Origin of the sequence: Pseudomonas sp. GW460-12-10-14-TSB1, assembly GCF_017349775.1 — a bacterium.
GTDB lineage: Bacteria > Pseudomonadota > Gammaproteobacteria > Pseudomonadales > Pseudomonadaceae > Aquipseudomonas > Aquipseudomonas piscium.
Genome location: NZ_JACNAC010000026.1, coordinates 314 through 23,838, shown reverse-complemented (window position 1 = coordinate 23,838; position 23,525 = coordinate 314). Strand labels below are relative to the sequence as shown.

Genomic DNA, 23,525 nt, shown 5'->3' with positions numbered 1-23,525 from the left:
GCGCGCGAACACGACATGACCCTGTTCCAGCTGTTCCTCGGCTCCTTCGCCCTGTTGCTGCACCGTTATTCCGATCAGCCCGATATCCGGATCGGCGTGCCGGTCAGCAACCGCCGCCACCAGGAAATGGAAGGTGTGATGGGTTTCTTCGTCAACACCCTGGTGATGCGCGTCGACCTGGCGCCGAGCCTGGCGGTGGGGCAGTTGCTGCGTCAGGTCAAGGCCACGGCCCTGGCCGCCCAGGCCCATCAGGACCTGCCGTTCGACCGCCTGGTGGATGCGCTCAAGCCCCAGCGCGCGCTGGACCAGAACCCGCTGTTCCAGGTGATGTACAACCACCTGAGCATCGCCGGGGAAAGCGCCGACGGCGCCAGCCTGCCGGGCCTGCACGCCGAGGAAATGGTCCTGCAGGGCGGTACCGCGCAGTTCGACCTGACCCTGGAAACCCTGGAAACCGACGCTGGGATCAATGCGTCGTTCATCTATGCCGGTGAGTTGTTCGAGGTGTCGACCATCGAGGGGTTCGCCGATCACTGGCGCAACCTGCTGCAAGGCATGCTCGAACCGCGACAGGCGATTGGCGAGCTGGCGATGCTGGGCCAGGAGGAGCAGGGGCGGATTCGCCAGGACTGGGATCACACTCAGGTGGTCTATCCGACCAACCGCTTTGTCCACCAACTGTTCGCCGATCAGGCAGCCAAGGCGCCGGAGGCTCCGGCGGTGTTCTTCGCCGAGCAGCGCCTGAGCTATCGCGAACTGGACATTCAGGCTAACCGGCTGGCGCACAAGCTGATCGAGCTGGGCGTCGGCCCGGAAGTCCGGGTGGCCATCGCCATGCCGCGTTGCGCGGAAATCATGGTGGCCTTCCTCGCCGTGCTCAAGGCGGGTGGGGTCTATGTGCCGCTGGATATCGAGTATCCCCAGGATCGCCTGCGCTACATGATGCAGGACAGCGGCGCCTGGTTGCTGCTGACCCAGAGCCACCTGCTGGATCGCCTGCCGATCCCGGACGGTTTGCCGACCCTCAGCGTCGAAGGCGCGGCCGACTTTGCGGCTTACCCTGTGACCAGCCCGGAGGTGACCCTGGCCGAGGAAAACCTCGCCTACGTGATCTACACCTCCGGCTCCACTGGTTTGCCCAAAGGCGTGGCGGTGTCACACGGCCCGCTGGCCATGCACAGCCTGGCCACTGGCGAACGCTATGAAATGAGCCCGGCGGACTGCGAACTGCACTTCATGTCCTTCGCCTTCGACGGTTCCCATGAGGGCTGGATGCACCCGCTGATCTACGGTGCCAGCGTGCTGATCCGTGACGACAGCCTGTGGTCGCCGGAATTTACCTACGAGCAGATGCACCGTTATGGCGTCACCGTGGGCGTGTTCCCGCCGGTGTACCTGCAACAGCTGGCGGTGCATGCCGAACGCGACGGCAACCCGCCAGCGGTGCGGGTCTATTGCTTCGGCGGTGATGCGGTGCCGCAGGCCAGTTACGACCTGGCCTGGCGGGTGCTGCGGCCCAAGTACATTTTCAACGGCTACGGCCCGACCGAAACCGTGGTCACTCCGCTGATCTGGAAGGCCAAGGCCGGCGATCCGTGCGATGCGGCCTATGCGCCGATCGGCAATATCGTTGGTAACCGCAGCGCCTACGTCGCTGATGCCAACCTCAACCTGCTGCCGGTAGGTGTGGCGGGCGAACTGTACCTGGGTGGCCTGGGTGTGGCCCGGGGTTACCTGGATCGGCCGAGCCTGACGGCCGAGCGTTTTATTCCCGACCCTTACAGCACCAGTGGTGCACGCTTGTATCGCAGCGGCGACCTGACCCGCTACCGCACCGACGGTCTGGTGGAATACGTCGGCCGCGTCGACCATCAAGTGAAGGTGCGCGGCTTTCGTATCGAGCTGGGTGAAATCGAGGCACGGCTGCTGGAGCAGGATCCGGTGCTGGAAGTGGCGGTGATCGCCCAGCCAGGCCCGAGCGGCCAGCAGTTGGTGGGTTATATCGTGCCGGTGGACGCCGACGTGGCGCACAGCGCCGAACGCCAGGCGCAACTGCGAGAAAGCATCAAGGCCCGCCTGCGGGAAAACCTGCCGGACTACATGGTGCCGACCTACCTGCTGTTCCTCGAAGCGCTGCCGCTGACGCCGAACGGCAAGCTGGACCGCAAGTCGTTGCCCAAGGTCGATGCGCAGCTGATGCAGCAGACCTATGTCGCACCGCAAAACGAGCTGGAACGACAGATCGCCGCAATCTGGGCCGATGTGCTGAAGCTGGAACAGGTCGGCGTGACCGACAACTTCTTCGAACTGGGCGGCGATTCGATCATCTCGATCCAGGTGGTCAGCCGCGCCCGTCAGGCTGGTATCCGCTTTACCCCGAAAGACCTGTTCCAGCACCAGACGGTGCAAGGACTGGCCACAGTGGCGGAGCAGGGCGAAGGCGGGTTGCAGATCGACCAGGGCCCGGTGCGCGGGACCACGGCACTGCTGCCGATCCAGCAGTGGTTCTTCGACACCCCGGTGCCGGAACGTCATCACTGGAACCAATCGGTGCTGCTCAAACCGCTGAAGCCCCTGGGTGCCAAGGCGCTGGAGCAAGCCTTGCACGCCTTGCTCGAACATCACGACGGCCTGCGCCTGAACTTCGTCGAAGGGGCTGCCGGATGGGTCGCGACTTATGCGCCGTCGGCGCCGGTAACTTCGGCACCCTTGGTGGCGTTGCAGGCCGATGCAGTGCTATGGCTGGCCGACAACGCGACTCAAGATTCGCTGCAAGCGCTGTGCAACCAGGCGCAACGCAGCCTGGACCTGCGGGACGGCCCGCTGCTGCGCGCCGTGCTCTTGACCTTGGAGGACGGCAGCCAGCGCCTGTTCCTGGCGATCCATCACCTGGTGGTGGATGGCGTGTCCTGGCGGGTGCTGCTGGAAGACCTGCATCAGGCCCTGGTACAACAAGCGGCCGGGCAAACCATCAAGCTGCCGGCCAAGACCAGCTCGACCCAGGCCTGGGCCGGGCAGTTGCAGGCCTATGCCAACAGCACGGCGTTGCAGCAGGAGCTGGGTTACTGGCAGGCGCAGCTGCAGGACGTCGAGTCGGGCCTGCCCTGCGACCGGGTAACGGACCGGGTCGCGATCAAGGATGCCCTGAGCGTCAGCACCGAGCTGGACCAGGCCTATACCCAGCGCCTGTTGCAGGACGCCCCGGCGGCCTACCGCACCCAGATCAACGATCTGCTGCTGACTGCGCTGGCCCGGGTCATCACCCGCTGGACCGGTGACGCCAACGCCCTGGTGCAACTGGAAGGCCATGGCCGTGAAGAGCTGTTCGACAGCATCGACCTGAGCCGCACTGTGGGCTGGTTCACCAGTGTGTTCCCGGTCAAGCTCACGCCGCAGGCGGCCCTGGCCGACTCGATCAAGCAGATCAAGGAGCAACTGCGCGCAGTGCCGAACAAGGGCATCGGCTTCGGCGCCCTGCGTTACCTGGGGGATGCCCATGCCCAGGCAACCCTGGCGGCCCTGGCCGTACCGCGCATCACCTTCAACTACCTGGGCCAGTTCGACGGCAGCTTCGACGAGCCGGATGCCTGGTTCGCCCCGTGCGCCGAAGCCAAGGGCGCAGACCAGAGTGCCGAGGCCCCGCTGGGTAACTGGCTGAGCATCAATGGCCAGGTCTATGGCGGTCAGTTGAAGCTGGGCTGGACCTTCAGCCAGATGATGTTCGACCGCTCGACCATCCAGCGCCTGGCGGATGACTACGCCGAGGAACTCAAGGCGCTGATCGAGCATTGCAGCCAGCCGGAGCATCGTGGCGTCACCCCGTCGGACTTCCCGCTGGCCGGCCTGAGCCAGCAGCAACTGGATCGCCTGCCGCTGTCCCTGGCCCAGGTCGAGGACCTCTACCCACTGTCGCCGATGCAGCAAGGCATGCTGTTCCATACCCTGTACGAGCAACAGGGCGGCGACTACATCAACCAGCTGCGGGTGGATGTGGACGGGCTCGATCCCGAGCGCTTCCGCCAGGCCTGGCAAGCGGCCATCGACCGTCACGATATCCTGCGCACCGGTTTCCTCTGGCAGGGCGAGTTGCCGGCGCCGATCCAGGTGGTGCACAAGCGCATGGCCCTGGATTTTGTCGAGCATGACTGGCGTGGCCAGCCTCGACAGCAAGAGGCTCTGGATACTCTGGCCGATGCCGAGCGCCAGCGCGGTTTCGACCTGGCGGCGGCGCCCTTGCTGCGCCTGACCCTGGTGCGTCTCGACGACCAGCGTTATCACCTGATCTACACCAACCATCACATCCTGATGGATGGCTGGAGCAACTCGCGGCTGCTGGGGGAAGTCCTGCAAGGTTACTCGGGGCAATCGGCGGGGGCTGCGCCTGGCCGCTATCGCGACTACATCGCCTGGCTGCAACGCCAGGACGCCCAGGTCGGCGAGGCCTTCTGGAAACAGCAACTGGCGGCCCTGGACGAGCCGACCCGCCTGGCCCAGGCCATCAGCCGCAGCGGGCAGGACGCCGCGGACCAAGGCTACGGGGCTTACCAGCAGCAGTTGGACGGGCAACAGACCCAGCGCTTGAGCGAGTTCGCCCGCCAGCAGAAGGTCACGGTCAACACCCTGGTGCAGGCTGCCTGGCTGCTGTTGCTGCAACGCTATACCGGGCAGGACACCGTGGTGTTCGGCGCCACGGTGTCCGGGCGTCCCGCGGAACTTAAAGGCGTGGAGCAGCAGATCGGCCTGTTTATCAACACCCTGCCGGTGGTGGCTTCGCCGCGTCCGGACATGGTGGCCAGCGACTGGTTGCAGGTGGTGCAGGAACGCAACCTGGCCCTGCGCGACTTCGAACACACACCGTTGTACGAAGTACAGCGCTGGGCCGGCCTGGGGGGCGAAGCCCTGTTCGACAACATCCTGGTGTTCGAGAACTACCCGGTGTCCGAAGCGCTGGCACAAGGCGCCCCGGCGCAATTGAGCTTCGGCACGGCGGCCAACCACGAGCAGACCAACTACCCCTTGACCCTGTCGGTCTACCTGGGACAGACCCTGTCCTTCGACTACAGCTATGCCCGGGAGCATTTTGCCCAGGCGAACATCCAGCAACTGGCCGGCTACCTGGAGCAGCTGCTCATGGGCATGCTGGCGAGCCCGCAGGGCAGCCTCGGCGAGCTGTCGTTGCTCGGCGCCACCGAGCGCCGGCTGATCGACGAGCAGCGCAGCCGGACCCCGGCGCGGGACCTAGCGCCACAGTGCGTCCAGCAGTTGATCGAGGCCCAGGCCCAGCGCACCCCGGATGCCGTGGCGCTGCTGTGCGGCGACCAGCAACTGAGCTACGGCCAGCTCAACCAGCGGGCCAACCAACTGGCCCACAAGCTGATCGAGCAGGGCATAGGTCCGGATGTACGGGTCGGCATCGCCGTGGAGCGCGGGCTGGACATGATTGTCGGCCTGCTGGCGGTGCTCAAGGCCGGTGGCGCCTACGTGCCGCTGGACCCGGAATACCCTCAGGACCGCCTGCATTACATGATGCAGGACAGCGGCATCCGGTTGCTGTTGACCCAGGCGCCACTGCTGCAACGCTTGCAGGATGGCGTAGCGGTGCCGCACCTGTGCCTGGATCAGGGCCAGGAATGGCTGGCTGGCGATGACCGGGGCAATCCGGCTCAACGCAGCAATCCGGAGAACCTGGCGTACGTGATGTACACCTCCGGCTCCACCGGCCGGCCCAAAGGCGTGGATATCAGCCACGCTGCCTTGAGCCAGCACGCCCAGGTTTCCCGGGATTATTTCAAGATGACCGCCGAGGACCGCGGGCTGCAGTTCTCCACCTTCAACTTCGACGCCTTCGTCGAGCAGTTGTACCCGGCGCTGATCTGCGGTGCCTCGGTGGTGATCCGTGGCAAGGCGCTGTGGGACAGCGAGACCTTCTACCGCGAACTGATCGGGCAGGGCATCAGCATCGTCGACCTGAGCACCGCCTACTGGTTCATGCTCGGCAAGGATTACGCCAGCCGCGAACCCCGTGACTTCGGGCGCCTGCGCCAGCTCAACCTGGGCGGCGAAGCCATGGCGGCCGAAGGTGTGGCCGCCTGGAAAAAGGCCGGGTTGACGGACGCTTGCCTGCTCAATACCTACGGGCCCACCGAGGCCACGGTGAGTGTCACCGCCCATGACTGCAGCGGCTACCTGCAAGACGGCGCAACCCTGCCGAGCCAGATCCCCCTGGGCAAGGGCCTGCCGGGCCGTGCCATCTACCTGCTGGACAACAGCGGCAACCTGACCCTCAAGGGCGCCACGGGCGAGCTGATGATCGGCGGCGAGCTGCTGGCCCGGGGTTACCACGATCGCCCAGGCCTGACGGCGGAGCGTTTCATTCCCGATCCGTTCAGCCAGGACGGCGGGCGCCTGTACCGCTCCGGCGACCTGGCGCGCTACGACGCCGAGGGCGTGATCGACTACGCCGGGCGTATCGACCACCAGGTGAAGATCCGTGGGTTCCGTATCGAGATGGGCGAGATCGAAGCCCGGTTGCTGGAACAGCCCCAGGTGCGCGAAGCCGTGGTGCTGGCCCAGGAGGGGGCGGGTGGTCCGCAGTTGGTGGCTTATCTGGTCGCCGCCGAGGGCGTCGCCGCGCAGAGCCAGGACGAGCAGGCCCGGTTGCGGGACGAGTTGAAAGCGGCGCTCAAGGCGGTGCTGCCGGACTACATGCTGCCGGCGCACCTGCTGTTCCTCGAAGCGCTGCCGCTGAGCCCCAACGGCAAGCTGGACCGCAAGGCCCTGCCCAAGGCCGACGCCAGCCTGCTGCAGCAGGCCTATGTCGCGCCGCAGAGCGAGCTGGAACAACAGGTCGCGGCGATCTGGGCCGAGGTGCTCGAAGTCGAGCAAGTGGGCATGAACGATAACTTCTTTGAATCAGGTGGGCATTCCTTGTTGGTAACCGCGATGGTCTCTCGAGTCCAGCTCAAGCTTGGGCGTCAAGTCAGTGTGCAGATGGCGTTCGAATTTCCAACCCTGGGGCTGTTCGTCAGCCAGTTGCAGCAGGCCCCGGGCCAGGCACAGGGCGCCGACCTGAGCGCGCTGGAGCTGTTGCTCGACGAAATGGAGGCCGTGTAATGGATAACGCCACCGCGTTGAAGATTGTCAAAGGCTTCATCCTGCTGCCGCTGGAGAAGCGCAAGGTCTACCTGCAGAAGATGCTGGAGCAGGGCATTTCCCCGGCCAACCTGCCGATTCCGCAGGTGCGCCTGAGCCAGGAGCGCCTGCCGCTTTCCTATGCCCAGCAACGCCAGTGGTTTCTCTGGCAGCTGGCGCCGGACAGCGCGGCCTATCACATTCCCAAGGCCCTGCGCCTGCGTGGCCGGCTGGACGTGGAGGCCTTGCAGCGCAGCTTCGACACCCTGATTGCCCGCCATGAAAGCCTGCGCACGCATTTCGTCGAGGATGCCGACGCGGCGCTGCAAGTGGTGCTGCCCGAGGTTCGCCTGGAAATCGCCCGCCAGAGGCTGGCGGCCGATGAACGCGAGATCGACACGGCGGTGCAGGGTTTCGTGCAGGCCCAGACTCGGCAGCTGTTCGATCTGCTGCAAGGGCCCTTGCTCCGGGTCGGCCTGTTGCAGCTGGCCGAGGACGACCATGTGCTGGTCCTGACCCAGCACCACATCGTTTCCGATGGCTGGTCGATGCAGGTCATGGTGGATGAGCTGATGGCCCTCTATATCGGCTACAGCCAGGGGCAACAGCCCCAGCTGCCGCCGTTGCCGATCCACTACGCCGACTACGCCATCTGGCAGCGCAACTGGATGGAAGCCGGTGAGAAGGAGCGGCAACTGGCCTACTGGACTGCGCAGTTGGGGGGTGAGCAGCCCCTGCTGGAACTGCCGCTGGACCGTCCGCGTCCGGCCGTCCAGAGTCATCGCGGCGCGCGCCTGGAGCTGACCCTGGAGCAGCCCTTGAGTGAAGCCCTGGCCAGCCTGGCGCAGCGCGAAGGGGTGACCCTGTTCATGCTGTTGCTGGCCTCGTTCCAGACCTTGCTGCACCGCTACAGCGGCCAGGCCGATATCCGCGTCGGCGTGCCCATCGCCAACCGCAACCGGGTCGAGACCGAACGGCTGATCGGCTTCTTCGTCAACACCCAGGTGCTCAAGGCCGAGATCGACGGGCAGATGTCCGTAAGCCAGCTGTTGCAGCAGGTGCGGCAGACCGCCCTGGCGGCCCAGGCCCATCAGGACCTGCCTTTCGAGCAACTGGTGGAGGCGCTGCAACCGGAGCGCAGCCTGAGCCACAACCCGCTGTTCCAGGTGATGTTCAACCATCAGGTCGAGGCCTCGGCTCCAGCGGGTGCCTTCAGCCTGCCGGGCCTGAGCATCGAAGCCCTGGACTCGGCAGGGCAGTCGGCGCAGTTCGACCTGACCCTGGACACCGTCGAGACCCATGGCCGGATCGCCGCCTCGCTGATCTATGCGACCGATGTATTCGATGCCGCGACCATCGAGCAGATGGCCGGCCACTGGCGCCAGTTGCTGCAGGGCATGGTCCGCCAGCCCGAGCAGCGCATTGGCCAGCTGCCCATGCTCGACGCCGCGGAACAGGCGCAGATCATGGCCCAGTGGAATCCGCAGTCGCAGGCATTCCCCTCGACGGCTTGCGTGCACCAGTTGATCGAGGCGCAGGCGGCGAAGGCGCCCGAGGCCATCGCCCTGACGTTCCAGGGGCAGCACCTGGACTACCGGCAGCTCAATGAACGGGCCAACCGCCTGGCGCACAAACTCATCGAACAGGGCGTGGGGCCCAATGTGCTGGTGGGCCTGGCGGCGGAGCGTGGCCTGGAGATGCTGATCGGCCTGCTGGCGATCCTCAAGGCCGGCGGTGCCTATGTGCCGCTGGACCCGGCCTATCCCCAGGACCGCCTGCAACACATGATGCAGGACAGCGGCATCAGGCTGTTGCTGACCCAGGAACATCTGCGCCAGGGGCTGCCGGAATTCGCCGGCACCACCCTGTTGCTCGAGCAGCCGCTGGACACCTACGGAGTACACAACCCCGAGGTCGGGGTGACCCCGCAGGACCTGGCCTATGTGATCTACACCTCGGGTTCCACCGGCAAGCCCAAGGGCACCTTGCAGCCCCATCACAATGTGTTGCGGCTGTTCGCGGCGACCGCGGACTGGTTCCGCTTCGGCCCAGAGGATGTCTGGAGCCTGTTCCATTCCTATGCCTTCGACTTCTCCGTGTGGGAGATCTTTGGCGCCCTGATGCATGGCGGGCGCCTGTTGATCGTGCCCCAGGAGGTGGCGCGCTCGGCCCAGGACTTCTACCCGCTGCTCTGCGCCGAAGGGGTCACGGTGCTCAACCAGACGCCGTCGGCCTTCCGCCAGCTGATGCATGTGGCCTGCGCCGCCGAGCAGGGGCATGCACTGCGCTACATCGTGTTCGGCGGCGAGGCCCTGGAGGTCAATACCCTGCAACCCTGGTTCCAGCGTTTCGGCGACCGCCAGCCGCAGTTGGTGAACATGTACGGCATCACCGAGACCACGGTGCACGTCACCTACCGCCCGCTGTCCCAGGCGGACTTGACGCTGGCGGGGGCCAGCCCGATCGGCGAGCTGATCCCCGACATGTCCTGGTACCTGCTGGACGGCAACCTGCAACCGGTGCCCAAGGGCTGCATCGGTGAGCTGTATGTCGGGCGCGCCGGGCTGGCCTGGGGCTACCTGAACCGCGGCGACCTGAGCGCCGCGCGGTTCGTCCCGGACCCCTTCGGTGAGGCGGGCGCACGCCTGTACCGTACCGGCGACCTGGCGCGTTACCAGGCCGATGGTTCGATCGGCTACATCGGCCGCATCGACCATCAGGTGAAGATCCGCGGTTTCCGCATCGAGCTGGGCGAGATCGAGGCACGCCTGCTGGAACTGCCGGCGGTGCGCGAGGCGGTGGTCCTGGCCCAGGAAGGGCCGGACGGTCCGCAGCTGGTGGCCTATGTGGTGCCGGCCGGCCTGGACTGGAACGACCCGGCCCTGGCCGACGCGCAACTGACCCTGCGCGAACACCTCAAGACCGGGTTGCGCGAGCACCTGCCGGCGTACATGGTGCCGGCCCACGTGCTGTTCCTGCCGGCCTTGCCCCTGACGGCCAACGGCAAGCTCAATCGCAGCGCCTTGCCCGCCGTCGACAGCGGCTTGCTGCAGCGCGCCCATGTGGCCCCGCGCACTGAGCTTGAGGCGCAGGTGGCCGGGATCTGGGCCCAGGTGCTGAAGCTGGAGCAGGTCGGCCTGAGCGACAACTTCTTCGAACTGGGCGGCCACTCGCTGCTCGCCACCCAGGTGATGTCGCGGCTGCGCCAGGACCTGGGCATCGAGGCGCCGCTCAAGCGGCTCTTCGAGGGCGAGTCGCTGGAAGACTTCGTGCGTCTGCTGGGACCTGAAACCTCGGCAGCGCTTGAGGCCATTCCCCCGGTGGATCGCCAGCAGCCCCTGGCGGTCTCCTATGCCCAGGAGCGCCAGTGGTTCCTCTGGCAGCTGGACGCCGACAGCAGCGCCTACCACATCCCCATGGCCTTGCGCCTGCGCGGCGCCCTGGATGACGTGGCGCTGCAGAGCAGCTTCGATGCCCTGATCGCTCGCCATGAAACCCTGCGCACGCGCTTTGTCGAGGGGCCCCAGGGCCTGACCCAGGTGATCGAGGCCCAGGCCCGCTTGCGGATCGAGCGACAGGACCTGTCCCTGCTGGTGCAAGCCGGCAACGCCGAGCCATTGCTCAAGCAGGTGCTCGAGACCCAGGTGCGCCAGGCCTTCGACCTGCGCCAGGGGCCTTTGCTGCGGGCCACCCTGGTGCGCCTGGCGGCGGACGAGCATGTGCTGGTGCTGGTGCAGCACCATATCGTCTCCGATGGCTGGTCGATGCAACTGATGGTGGAGGAACTGATCCAGCTGTATGGCGCCCATGCCCAGGGGCAGCCGGCCGAGTTGCCGGCGCTGGCGGTGCAGTACGCGGACTACGCGGCCTGGCAGCGGCAATGGATGGACGCCGGCGAGCGTGAACGTCAATTGGGCTACTGGCTGCAGCAACTGGAAGGCGGCACCCAGGTGCTGGACTTGCCACTGGACCATCCGCGTCCGTTGCAGCAAAGCCACCGTGGCGCGCGCCTGGGCATCAGCCTGGACGGAGCGCTGCCGGGCGCCTTGAAACAACTGGCGCAGCGCGAAGGGGTGACCCTGTTCATGCTGTTGCTGGCCTCGTTCCAGGTGCTGCTGCACCGCTACAGCGGCCAGGCCGATATCCGCGTTGGCGTGCCCACCGCCAACCGCAACCGGGTCGAGACCGAGCGCCTGATCGGCTTCTTCGTCAACACCCAGGTGCTCAAGGCCGAGGTCGACGGGCAATCGAGCTTCAGCGACTTCCTCGCCCAGGTCAAAGGCCGTGCCCTGGAAGCCCAGGAGCATCAGGACCTGCCTTTCGAACAGTTGGTGGAGGCCCTGAACCCGGAGCGCAGCCTGAGCTACAGCCCGCTGTTCCAGGTGCTGTTCAACCATCAGGCCGCCGCCCGTCAGGGCGCCCGGGGCCTGGAGGTTCCCGGCTTGCAGGTGGAGATGCTCAGCGGCGAGGAGAGCAGTACCCAGTTCGACCTGAGCCTGGACACCTTCGAGTCCGAGGATGGCCTCTGGGCGTCCATGACCTACGCCACCGACCTGTTCGAACCCTCGACCATCGAACGCCTGGCCCATTCCTGGGTGCAGTTGCTCCAGGGCATTGTCCAGCAACCCCAGCAGCGCCTGGGGGACTTGCCACTGTTGGCGGCCTCCGAGCAGAACAAGCTGCTGCACGAGTGGGCCCCGGCGTCGGTCGAGCTCCCGAGCGAGCACTGTGTGCATCAATTGGTCGAGGCCCAGGCGCGGAAAACCCCTGAAGCCGAAGCCCTGTTGTTTGCCGGACAACGCCTGGACTACCAGACACTCAATGCCCGGGCCAACCGCCTGGCGCACAAGCTGATCGAACTTGGGGTAGGGCCTGAGGTTCGCGTTGGCGTGGCCTTGCAGCGCACTCCGGAAATGGTCGTGGCCCTGCTGGCGGTGCTCAAGGCCGGTGGCGCCTATGTGCCGCTGGACCCGGATTATCCACAGGATCGCCTGGCCCATATGCTGCGCGACAGCCAGGCACAGATCCTCCTGACCGAGCGCGCATTGCTGTCGCTGCTGCCGGCTGTTGAGTCCCTGAAAACCCTGCAACTGGATGCCCAGCCGGGCTGGCTGGACGGCTATTCGCCGGACAACCCGGTGCCGCGAGCGACCGCGGACAACCTGGCCTATGTGATCTACACCTCGGGCTCCACGGGCCTGCCCAAGGGCGTGGCGATTGCCCATCGCAACGTGCTAGCGCTGATCGACTGGTCGAGCCGGGTGTATTCGGCCGATGACCTGCAAGGGGTGCTGGCCTCGACCTCGATCTGCTTCGACCTGTCGGTGTGGGAGCTGTTCGTCACCCTGTCCTGCGGCGGTTCTATCGTCCTGGCGCGCAACGCCCTGGAACTGCCGGAGCTGGCGGATCGTGATCGGGTGCGGCTGATCAACACCGTGCCGTCGGCGATTGCCGCCTTGCAACGCAGCGGGCAGATTCCGCCCGGCGTGCGGATCATCAACCTGGCGGGCGAGCCGCTGAAACAGGCGCTGGTGGATACCCTGTACCAGCAGCCGGGACTGGTGCATGTCTACGACCTGTATGGCCCGTCGGAAGACACCACCTATTCCACCTACACCCGCCGTGAAGCGGGTGGCCAGGCCAATATCGGCCGGGCGATCAGCAATACCCAGAGCTATATCTTGAGCCCGGATCTGCAGCCGGTGCCGGTGGGCAGCGCCGGCGAGTTGTACCTGGCCGGTGCCGGGGTGACCCGCGGTTACCTGGCGCGTCCGGGGCTGACCGCCGAGAAGTTCGTGCCCAATCCGTTCTCCAGCGACGGTGGCCGGGTGTATCGCACTGGTGACTTGACCCGCTACCGCGCCGACGGGGTGATCGAGTACATCGGCCGCATCGACCATCAGGTGAAGGTCCGCGGCTTCCGTATCGAGCTGGGTGAAATCGAAGCGCGGCTGGTGCAGCAGGCCGCGGTGCGCGAGGCCTTTGTCCTGGCCCAGGATGGCGACAACGGCCAGCAACTGGTGGCCTATATCGTGCCGAGCGATGCCGAGGCGGCCGTTGCCGGTGACGCGCAAGTGGCCTTGCGCGAAAGCATCAAGACGGCCCTGAAAGAACATCTGCCGGACTATATGGTGCCGGCGTACCTGCTGTTCCTCGAGGCGCTGCCGCTGACGCCGAACGGCAAGCTCGACCGCAAGGCCCTGCCCAAGGTCGACGCGCAGCAGATGCAGCAGGTCTATGTGGCGCCGCAAAGTGAGCTGGAGCAACAAATCGCGGCGATCTGGGCCGATGTGCTGAAGCTGGAGCAGGTCGGCATGACCGACAACTTCTTCGAACTGGGCGGCGACTCGATCATCTCGATCCAGGTGGTCAGCCGCGCTCGCCAGGCCGGCATCCGCTTTACCCCCAGGGACCTGTTCCAGTACCAGACGGTGCAAGGTCTGGCGGCGGTGGCCGAGCAGGGCGAGGGCGGGTTGCAGATCGACCAGGGCCCGGTGCGTGGCGCGACCGCGCTGTTGCCGGTGCAGCAGTGGTTCTTCGACTCGCCCATGAGCGAGCGCCATCATTGGAACCAGTCGGTACTGCTCAAGCCGGCCCAGGCGTTGCGCGCCGAGGTGGTGGAGAACGCTTTGCAGGCGCTGTGGGTGCAGCATGATGCCCTGCGCTTGCAATTCAGCCAGCAGGCCGATGGCTGGTCGGCGCGGTTCACCGATACCGGCCAGCGGCCAAGCCTGCTCTGGCAGGTCAGGGTGGACAGCGCGCACGCCATGGAGCAACGGGCGATCGAGGCCCAGCGCAGCTTGAACCTGGAGCAAGGGCCGCTGTTGCGGGCCGTGCTGTTCAGCCTGGCGGACGGCAGCCAGCGCCTGTTGCTGGTGATCCACCACCTGGTGGTGGATGGCGTGTCCTGGCGGATCCTGCTGGAGGACCTGCAACTGGCCCACGCGCAACTGAGCGCCGGCCAGCCCCTGGCATTGCCGGCCAAGACCAGTTCGACCCAGGCCTGGGCCGAGCACATGCAGGCCTATGCCCAAGGCGCGGCGCTGCAACAGGAGCTGGGCTACTGGCAGGCCCAGTTGCAAGGCGTCGAATCGAGCCTGCCGGTGGATCACCCGGTGACGCCGTTGCAGAACCAGCACGCCAGCAGCCTGAGTTCGCGCCTGGACAAGGCCCATACCCAGCGCTTGTTGCAGGACGCTCCGGCGGCCTACCGGACCCAGATCAACGACCTGCTGCTCACCGCCCTGGCCCGGGTCATCACCCGCTGGACCGGCGAGGCCAGTGCCCTGGTACAACTGGAAGGCCATGGTCGCGAAGACCTGTTCGATAACCTCGACCTGACCCGCACAATGGGTTGGTTCACCAGCATGTTCCCGGTGAAGCTGACGCCCCGGGCGGCCCTGGCCGACTCCATCAAGCAGATCAAGGAACAGCTGCGCGCGGTGCCGAACAAGGGCATCGGCTTTGGCGCCCTGCGTTACCTGGGGGATGCCCAGGCACAGCAAACCCTTGCAGCGCTGGCGGTACCGCGCATCACCTTCAACTACCTGGGCCAGTTCGACGGCAGCTTCGACGAGCAGGATTCCCTGTTCAAGCCGACCGGTGAAGCCAAGGGCGACGACCAGAGCCCGCTGGCCCCGCTGAGCAACTGGCTGAGCCTGGATGGCCAGGTCTATGGCGGCGAGCTGAGCCTGAGCTGGACCTTCAGCACACAGATGTTCGACGCCGCGACCATCCAGCGCCTGGCGGATGACTATGCCGCGGAACTCAAGGCCCTGGTGGCGCATTGCTGCGAGCCGGGCCAGGGCGGCGCGACGCCTTCGGATTTCCCGCTGGCCGGCCTGGACCAGCAGCAGCTGGACCGCCTGCCGGTGGCGCTGGCCGAGGTCGAAGACCTCTACCCACTGTCGCCGATGCAGCAGGGCATGCTGTTCCACACCCTGTATGAACAGGCCGCGGGCGACTACATCAACCAGCTGCGAGTGGACGTGGACGGGCTCGATCCGCTGCGTTTCCAGCAGGCCTGGCAGGCGGCCATCGATCGGCACGATATCCTGCGCACCGGTTTTATCTGGCAGGGCGAGGTGTCGACCCCGCTGCAGGTGGTGCACAAGCACATCGCCCTGGATTGCAGCGAGCATGACTGGCGTGGCCAGCCGCAGCAGCAGGAAGCCCTGGACAGCCTGGCCGCCGCCGAGCGCCAGCGTGGCTTCGAGCTGGATGCGGTGCCGTTGTTGCGCCTGACCCTGGTGCGTATCGACGACCAGCGGCATCACCTGATCTACACCAACCATCACATCCTGATGGACGGCTGGAGCAACTCGCAGTTGCTCGGCGAAGTGCTGCAGCGTTATGCCGGCCAGTTGCCGAACCATGCCCCCGGCCGCTACCGGGATTACATCGGTTGGCTGCAACGCCAGGATGCCCAGGCCTGCGAGAACTTCTGGAAAGAACAATTGCAGGCGCTGGACGAACCGACCCGCCTGACCCAGGCCCTGTCCCGGGTCGCGGAGATTCCAGCCGGCGCCGGCCATGGCAAGCATCAGCGTGAGCTGGACCTGGCGCAGACCGCGCGTCTGGGCGAGTTCGCCCGCCAGCAGAAAGTCACGGTCAATACCCTGGTGCAAGCGGCCTGGCTGCTGTTGCTACAGCGCTGCACCGGCCAGGAAAGCGTGGTGTTCGGCGCCACGGTGGCGGGGCGTCCGGCGGAGCTCAAGGGCATCGAGCAGCAAGTGGGCCTGTTCATCAACACCTTGCCGGTGGTGGCCACGCCACGTCCGGACATGACGGTGAGCCAATGGCTGCAGGCGGTGCAGAGCCGCAACCTGGCGCTGCGCGACTATGAATACACGCCGCTGTACGAAGTGCAGCGTTGGGCCGGGCTGGGTGGCGATGCGCTGTTCGACAACATCCTGGTGTTCGAGAACTATCCGGTGTCCGAGGCCCTGGAAAAAGGCGCGCCGGCACAGCTGCAGTTCGGCGCGGTGGGCAACCACGAGCAGACCAACTACCCGCTGACGGTCGCGGTCAATCTGGGCCAGAGCCTGTCGTTCGAATTCATCTACGCCCGCGAGTCGTTCTCCGAGGCTTCGATGCTGCAGTTGGGCGGGCACTTGCAGAGCCTGTTGCTGAGCCTGATGGCGCATCCGCAGACGGGCCTGGGCGAACTGCCGTTGTTGACCCTGGAAGAGCAGGGGCGGATTCGCCAGGACTGGGATCACACCCAGGTGGTCTATCCGACCCACCGCTTTGTCCACCAACTATTCGCCGACCAGGCGGCCAAGGCGCCGGAGGCACCGGCGGTGTTCTTCGCCGAACAGCGCCTGAGCTATCGCGAGCTGGACATCCAGGCCAACCAGCTGGCGCACAAGCTGATCGAGCTGGGAGTGGGCCCGGAAGTCCGGGTGGCCATCGCCATGCCGCGTTGCGCGGAAATCATGGTGGCCTTCCTCGCTGTGCTCAAGGCGGGCGGGGTCTATGTACCGCTGGATATCGAATATCCCCAGGACCGCCTGCGCTACATGATGCAGGACAGTGGTGCCTGGCTGCTGCTGACCCAGAGCCACCTGCTGGATCGCCTGCCTATTCCGGACGGTTTGCCGACCCTCAGCGTCGAAGGCGCGGCCGACTTTGCGGCTTACCCGATGACCAGCCCGGAGGTGACCCTGGCCGAGGAAAACCTCGCCTACGTGATCTACACCTCCGGCTCCACCGGCCTGCCCAAGGGCGTGGCGGTGTCCCATGGCCCGCTGGCCATGCACAGCCTGGCCACCGGCGAGCGCTATGAAATGAGCCCGGCGGATTGTGAACTGCACTTCATGTCCTTCGCCTTCGACGGCTCCCACGAAGGCTGGATGCACCCGCTGATCTATGGCGCCAGCGTATTGATCCGCGATGACAGCCTGTGGTCGCCGGAGTTTACCTACGAGCAGATGCACCGCTACGGCGTCACCGTGGGCGTGTTCCCACCGGTGTACCTGCAACAACTGGCGGTGCACGCCGAACGCGACGGCAACCCACCAGCGGTGCGGGTGTATTGCTTCGGCGGTGACGCGGTGCCGCAGGCCAGTTATGACTTGGCCTGGCGCGTGCTGCGTCCGAAGTACATTTTCAACGGCTACGGCCCGACTGAAACCGTGGTCACCCCGCTGATCTGGAAGGCCAAGGCTGGCGATCCGTGCGATGCGGCTTATGCGCCGATCGGCAATATCGTCGGTAATCGCAGCGCCTACGTCGCCGATGCCAACCTCAACCTGCTGCCGGTAGGCGTGGCGGGCGAGCTGTACCTGGGCGGCCTCGGCGTGGCCCGGGGCTACCTGGATCGGCCGGGGCTGACGGCCGAACGTTTTATCCCCGACCCTTACAGCACCAGTGGTGCGCGCTTGTACCGCAGTGGTGACCTGACCCGCTACCGCACCGACGGGCTGGTGGAGTACGTCGGCCGCGTCGACCATCAAGTCAAGGTGCGCGGCTTCCGTATCGAGCTGGGTGAAATCGAGGCGCGGTTGCTGGAGCAGGAGCCGGTACTGGAAGTGGCGGTGATTGCCCAGCCAGGCCCGAGCGGCCAGCAGCTGGTGGGCTACATCGTGCCGGTGGACGCGCAGGTTACTTCGAGCAATGAACATCAGGCGCAACTGCGGGAAAGCATCAAGGCCCGCCTGCGGGAAAACCTGCCGGACTACATGGTGCCGACCTACCTGCTGTTCCTCGAAGCGCTGCCGCTGACACCCAACGGCAAGCTGGACCGCAAGTCGTTGCCGAAGGTCGATGCGCAGTTGATGCAGCAGACCTATGTCGCGCCGCAGAACCCACTGGAACAGCAGATCGCCACAATCTGGGCCGATGTGCTGAAGCTGGAGCAGGTCGGTGTGACCGATAACTTCTTCGAGCTGGGCGGCGACTCGATCATCTCGATCCAGGTGGTCAGCCGCGCGCGTCAGGCCGGTATCCGCTTTACCCCGAAAGACCTGTTCCAGCACCAGACGGTGCAAGGACTGGCCACGGTGGCGGAGCAGGGCGAGGGCGGGTTGCAGATCGACCAGGGCCCGGTGCGCGGGACCACGGAACTGTTGCCGATCCAGCAATGGTTCTTCGACACCCCGGTGCCGGAGCGCCATCACTGGAACCAGTCGGTGCTGCTCAAGCCGGCCCAGCCGCTGCAAGCGGATGTCCTGGAAACGGCCTTGCAGGCGCTGAGGGTGCAGCATGACGCCCTGCGCCTGCGTTTTGTCGAGGGCGAGGGGGGCTGGAGCGCAGCGTTTTCCGAGTTCGACGAGCAGGCGCAACTGCTGTGGCAGGCCAGCGTGGCCAACGATCAGGAGTTGCAGCAATTCAGTGAACGCGCCCAGCGCAGCCTGAACTTGCAGGACGGTCCGCTGCTGCGTGGCGTGCTCTTTACCCTGGCTGACCAGAGTCAGCGTTTGTTGCTGATCTTCCATCACCTGGTGGTGGACGGGGTGTCCTGGCGGATCCTCCTGGAAGACCTGCAGGCGTTGCTGGGCAACCGGCCGCTGCCGGCCAAGTCCAGTTCGACCCAGGCCTGGGCCGGGCAGTTGCAGGCGTATGCCCGCAGCACAGCCCTGCAACAGGAACTGGCTTACTGGCAGGCGCAGCTGCAAGGCGTCGACTCGAGCCTGCCCTGGGATCACGCGAGCGACGGGCTGCAGAACCAGCACGCGTGCAGCGTCGATACCCGACTGAGCAAGAGCGATACCCAGCGCCTGCTGCAGGATGCCCCGGCGGCCTACCGCACGCAGATCAACGATCTGCTGCTGACCGCCCTGGCCCGGGTCATCACCCGCTGGACCGGTAGCGACAGCGCCCTGGTGCAACTGGAAGGCCATGGCCGTGAGGAGTTGTTCGACAGCATCGACTTGAGCCGCACGGTGGGTTGGTTCACCAGCGTATTCCCGGTCAAGCTGACGCCGCAGGCGGCCCTGGCCGATTCGATCAAGCAGATCAAGGAACAACTGCGCGCAGTGCCGAACAAGGGCATAGGTTTTGGCGCCCTGCGTTACCTGGGTGACGAGGCTGCCCGGCAGACCTTGGCGGCGCTGGCCGTACCGCGCATCACCTTCAACTACCTGGGCCAGTTCGATGCCAGTTTCGATGAAGAGCAGGCGCTGTTCACCCCGGCCCGTGAAGCCAAGGGCGAAGACCAGAGCCCGCAGGCCCCCCTGGGTAACTGGCTGACCCTCAACGGCCAGGTCTACGGCGGCGAGCTGAGCCTGGGCTGGAGCTTCAGCCAGGCGATGTTCGAGCCGGCGACCATCCAGCGCCTGGCAGATGAGTACGCCGAGGAACTCAAGGCGCTGATCGAGCATTGCAGCCAGCCGGAGCATCGTGGCGTGACGCCGTCGGACTTCCCGCTGGCGCGCCTGAACCAGCAGCAACTGGATCGCTTGCCCGTGCCGCTGGCGCAGATCGAGGACCTCTACCCGCTGTCGCCGATGCAGCAGGGCATGCTGTTCCATACCCTGTACGAGCAGCAGGGTGGCGACTACATCAACCAGCTGCGGGTGGACGTGGATGGGCTCGATCCCGAGCGCTTCCGCCAGGCCTGGCAGGCGACTGTCGAGCGCCATGACATCCTGCGCAGCGGTTTCCTCTGGCAGGGCGAACTGCCGGCGCCGATCCAGGTGGTGTACAAGCAGGTCGTGCTGGACTGTGTCGAGCATGACTGGCGTGGCCAGCCTCGACAGCAAGAGGCTCTGGATACTCTGGCCGATGCCGAGCGTCAGCGCGGTTTCGAGCTGAGCGCTGCGCCGTTGCTGCGCCTGGCCCTGGTGCGGACCGAGGAAAACCGTCATCACCTGATCTACACCAACCACCACATCCTGATGGATGGCTGGAGCAACTCGCAGTTGCTCGGCGAGGTGTTGCAACGTTATGCCGGCCAGTTGCCGAGTCATGTGCCCGGTCGCTACCGCGATTACATCGCTTGGTTGCAGCGTCAGGATGCCCAGGCCGGCGAGCGTTTCTGGAAAGAGCAACTGCTGGCCCTGGATGAGCCGACACGCCTGGCCCAGTCCATGGTCGCGGCTCCGCAGGCGTTGAGCGCCAGCGGCCACGCGGCCCATCTGCACAGCCTGGATGTGCAGCAGACCCGGCGCCTGGGCGAGTTCGCCCGCCAGCAGAAGGTCACGGTGAACACCCTGGTGCAAGCCGCCTGGCTGCTGTTGCTGCAACGCTGCACCGGGCAGGATACGGTGGTGTTTGGCGCCACGGTCTCCGGGCGTCCCGCGGAACTTAAAGGCGTGGAGCAGCAGATCGGTCTGTTTATCAACACCTTGCCAGTAGTGGCCACGCCACGTCCGGAGATGACGGCGAGCGACTGGCTGCAAGCGGTGCAAAGCCACAACCTGATATTGCGTGACTACGAACATACGCCGCTGTATGAAGTGCAGCGCTGGGCCGGGTTGGGCGCAGAAGCCCTGTTCGACAATATCCTGGTGTTCGAGAACTACCCTGTCTCGCAAGCCCTGGAGCAGGGCTCGCCCGGACAATTGCGTTTCGGTAGCGTGGGCAATCACGAACAGACCAACTACCCGCTGACCTTGCTGGTGGGCGTGGGTGAAAGCCTGTCCCTGGAGTTCAAATACGCCTTGGCGTCGTTCTCCGAGGCGGCCGTGACCCAGTTGGGCGAGTACCTGGAAAACCTGCTGCTGGGCATCATGCTCGACGCGCAACAGGCTCTGGGCGAGTTGCCGTTGCTGGGGGCCGCCGAGCAGTCGCGGATCCTCCATGAATGGAATCCACCGGCCAGCCATTTCCCGAGCGAGCGCTGTGTGCATGAGCTGATCCAGGCCCAGGCGTTGAAAACTCCGGACGCCCGAGCCGTGCTCTTTGGCGGACAGACCCTCAGCTACGAGCAGTTGAATGCCCGAGCCAATCGTCTGGCCCACAAGCTGATCGAGTCCGGCGTCGGCCCGGAAGTGCGGGTTGGCGTGGCCTTGCAACGCTCGACGGAAATGGTCGTGGCCTTGCTTGCGGTGTTGAAGACTGGCGGTGCCTATGTGCCGTTGGACCCGGATTATCCACAGGATCGCCTGGCTCATATGCTGCAAGACAGCCAGGCGCAGATTCTCCTGACCGAGAGCGCATTGCTGGAGGTCCTGCCGACCCTTGAGTCGGTGCAAACCCTGCAACTGGATGCCGACGCCGGCTGGCTCGACGGGTACTCCTCGGAGAATCCACAGGCGGTGGCGACCCCGGATAACCTGGCGTATGTGATCTACACCTCGGGTTCGACCGGCCTGCCCAAGGGCGTGGCCATCGCTCACCGCAACGTGCTGGCCCTGATCGACTGGTCGCTGCAGGTCTACAGCCCGGCGGATCTGCAAGGCGTCCTGGCTTCGACTTCGATCTGTTTCGATCTGTCGGTATGGGAGCTGTTTGTCACCCTGTCCGCGGGCGGCTACATCGTCCTGGCCCGCAATGCCCTGGAATTGCCTGAGCTGCCGGCGCGGGATCAGGTGCGCCTGATCAATACCGTACCGTCGGCCATTGCCGCTCTGCAGCGTGGCGGGCAGATTCCGGATGGCGTTCGCATCATCAACCTGGCCGGTGAGCCGCTGAAGCAGAGCCTGGTCGACAAGCTGTATGAGAACCCGGGGTTGCAGCACGTCTATGACCTGTATGGGCCTTCGGAAGACACCACTTACTCGACCTATACCCGTCGGGAAAAAGGCGGTCGGGCCAATATCGGCCGGGCCATCAGCAACACCCAGGGCTATATCCTCGGCGCGGACCTGCAAGCGGTGCCGGCTGGTCGTGCGGGAGAACTCTACCTGGCCGGTGCCGGGGTCACCCGGGGTTACCTGGCCCGCCCGGCGCTGACCGCCGAGAAGTACGTGCCCAATCCGTTCGCCACGGACGGCGGTCGCCTGTATCGCACTGGCGACCTGACGCGTTATCGCGACGACGGGGTGATCGAGTACATCGGGCGTATCGACCATCAGGTCAAGGTGCGCGGCTTCCGCATCGAGCTGGGCGAGATCGAAGCGCGACTGGTGCAACAGGAGGCGGTACGCGAAGCCTTTGTCCTGGCCCAGGATGGCGAAGCTGGCCAGCAACTGGTGGCCTACATCGTGCCAGCCGATGCCGAAGTAGCGCTCGATGCGGAGCGTCAGGCCAACCTGCGTGAGGACATCAAGGCGCGGCTCAAGGACAACCTGCCGGACTACATGGTGCCGACTTATCTGTTGTTCCTTGAGGCTTTGCCACTGACGCCGAACGGCAAGCTGGACCGCAAGGCGCTGCCGAAGGCCGATGCCAGCCAGATGCAACAGGCCTATGTCGCGCCGCAAACCGAGCTGGAGCAACAACTCGCGACGATCTGGGCCGAGGTACTGAAACTGGACCGGGTCGGCCTGACCGACAACTTCTTCGAACTGGGCGGCCATTCGCTGGATGCATTGCGACTGGTCAGTGAGATCAAGCAGGCCTTGGGGCTGGAGTTGACCCTCAACACCGTCTTCACCTCGCCCGATGTGCAGCAAATGGCCCGGTTCGCGACCACGCGCCAGGCGCCCAAGGCTGACAACATCGTCGCGCTGGGCGGAACCGGGCAGCCGGTTTTCTGTTTCCACCCGGCGGGCGGGACGGTCTATTGCTACCTCTCGCTGGCGGCGCGGCTCAAGGACCGTTATTCGGTCTACGGGGTGCTGAACGAGGCCTATCTGCACGAGGACTGGAGCGAAACCTCATGGCAGGCCATGGTGCAGCGTTATGTCGGCAATATCAGGAAGGCCCAGCCGCACGGCCCTTATCGTCTGCTGGGTTGGTCCCTGGGCGGTTCCATCGCCATGGACGCCGCCAGCGAACTGGAGGCCATGGGCGAAGAGGTCAGCTTCCTCGGACTGTTCGACCCAACCCCGCCTGAGGATGCCGCGCATCAGCAGGTCGAGTTGCAGGTACCCGCCGCGCAATTGGCCGCCGAGTCCGAATGGCGGGCAGTGATCGACAAGCTGAGCCTGCTCTATCCGGCACAGGCCGGGCTGATTGGCAGTCGCTTGAGAGACGAGGCGCAACTGTCCTGGGACAGCATCTTTGCCTGGATGGTCGCCCATACCGACCTGCCGCGGGCGGAACTGGACCGGGCGGTGACGCTGTTCAAGGCCGAGTTCGACAGCGCGCTGGTGAACGAGGTGTTCAACGACCTGCGTCGCCTGTTTGCCGCCTATAGCTACCGACCGCTGCGGGTCAGCCCGCATCTGTGGTGGTCCGCGGACTACAGCGAGGCCCAGGTCATGCGACTGGAGGAGGCCATCAGTGCCCTGGCGGGAGGCCAGCGTCCAGGCAGTTCGTTCAGGGTCGAGTCTTGCCATGAGGACATGATCGTTTCGGCGACCTTGCTCGACAGCCTCAGGGAGCGCTTCCTGGCTCTGCGTTAA

Annotated in this window: 2 protein-coding genes (1 of these 2 cut by a window edge); both read left to right on the top strand. The window is 65.5% G+C overall.

Annotation, left to right across the window (positions count from 1 at the left end; translation table 11 throughout):
• A protein-coding gene (locus J4D52_RS16380) for a non-ribosomal peptide synthetase (protein ID WP_102677101.1) crosses the window boundary here: on the top strand, nucleotides 1-7,113 show its 3' portion. The gene continues 4,047 nt to the left of window position 1, outside the view; the window shows 7,113 of its 11,160 coding nt (coding positions 4,048-11,160); its start codon lies beyond the left edge, outside the window; it ends in the stop codon at nucleotides 7,111-7,113.
• Nucleotides 7,113-23,525, top strand: a complete 16,413-nt coding sequence (locus tag J4D52_RS16375; protein ID WP_408980327.1) for a non-ribosomal peptide synthase/polyketide synthase — start codon at nucleotides 7,113-7,115, stop codon at nucleotides 23,523-23,525. The genes J4D52_RS16380 and J4D52_RS16375 overlap by 1 nt, the downstream gene beginning before the upstream one ends.

Coding starts and splice junctions, on each gene's coding strand:
- J4D52_RS16375 (WP_408980327.1), top strand. CDS start 7,113: ATGGATAACGCCACCGCGTTGAAGATTGTCAAAGGCTTCATCCTGCTG.